Here is a 1531-nt window from a genome sequence, read left to right on the forward strand (position 1 = left end):
GTATTAATTGTAATAATTTGTAAATTTTCTATATTCTATATAGATTTTTGAATTATTACTATTTAGCAAATATAGTGAGGGAGGGAATTATGAGCAAAAATATAAGTAAAAAAATCAAATCATTACTTGCTTTATCATTATGTTGTGGGATAACATTCCAAAACGTAATGGTAATAGGAAATGCTGAACAAGCAGAAATCAGTCCAGAAAATGAAATCACTAGCATTTCTATAGATTCTGAAGTACAAGATAATCCACAAGAATCAACTAACAATGAAGAAATTGGCGTAGAGAACTCTACTCCAGTAGAAGACAATCAAGAAGAAACTTCACAAGAAACAGAAGTAGCTCCAGAAGAGCCTACTGAAGAAGAAGTTGTAGAGGAAACTAATCCAGTAGAAGTTATCGAAAAGGATCCAGGACGTCCAGGATTAGGTGTTTCTACTGCAAGAAGTGGTGCTATACCTAATCTAGAAATAGTAGGATTAACTAATCCTAATGCTATCGGTAGTGGTACAGTAACAGTATCAAAAACTTTAAACGTTAGAAGCGGATCTTCTACTAGTTACGATAAAATAGGTACATTAAAAGCAAATGATAAAGTTGAAATTTTAGGTACAAGCAATGGTTGGTATAAAATAGATTTCAATGGTGAAGAAGGATATGTATCTGCATCTTACATAGTTTTAAATGCTCTTGAAAAAGGTATAGATGTAAGTAAATGGAATGGCACAATAGACTGGAAAAAAGTTAAAGAATCTGGTGTTAGCTATGCTATCATAAGAGCTGGATACGGTGTATCATCAGTGGATGAAAGATTCCATGAAAATATTAAAGGTGCTATAGATGCTGGACTTAAAATAGGAGTATACTGGTTCAGTTATGCGGCTAGTACAGAAAGAGTAGAACAAGAAGCTCAAAAATGTTTAGAAACAATAGCTCCTTATAAAAATAGTATTTCTTACCCTGTTTTCTTCGATTACGAGTATGACAGCGTAAATAATAGACATGATGAAAATGTTACTGTTACAAAAGATTTAGTAACTGATATGGCTAACACTTTCATGAATACAATCAAATCTCAAGGATATGTAACTGGTATATATACTAACCCTGATTTCAGTAGTAAGTATTACCACAACAATATACTATTATCAAGTAATGTATGGTGTGCTCAATACAACTACAAAAATACATTCGGTAAGCCATACTCAATGTGGCAATATACTAGCAAAGGGACAGTACCTGGTATAAACGGTGATGTTGACTTAAACTATACTACTTTAAAAACATTCAACATAGGTTCTACTTCTCAACCAGAAGAACCAAGCGTACCTGAGACACCTTCTCAGCCAGAACAACCAAGTGTACCTGAGACACCTTCTCAACCAGAACAACCTAGTACTCCTCCAGCTGCTTCTTCTGAGACTGGAGTAACTACTGCTAATGTTAATTTTAGAACTGGTGCTTCTACTTCTGCTTCTAGAATAACAACTATTCCTAAAGGAACTAAGGTTGAAGTTATCGACAA

The 1531-nt window shown here is 33.8% G+C and carries 1 protein-coding gene; it reads left to right on the forward strand.

The window, feature by feature from the left end; genetic code table 11:
* Positions 1-89: 89 nt before the first annotated feature.
* A partial coding sequence (locus tag J7G74_RS16550) for a GH25 family lysozyme (protein ID WP_297137445.1) occupies positions 90-1531 on the forward strand: 1442 nt, incomplete at its 3' end.

The sequence above is a fragment of the Terrisporobacter sp. genome, assembly GCF_017888745.1.
GTDB lineage: Bacteria > Bacillota > Clostridia > Peptostreptococcales > Peptostreptococcaceae > Terrisporobacter.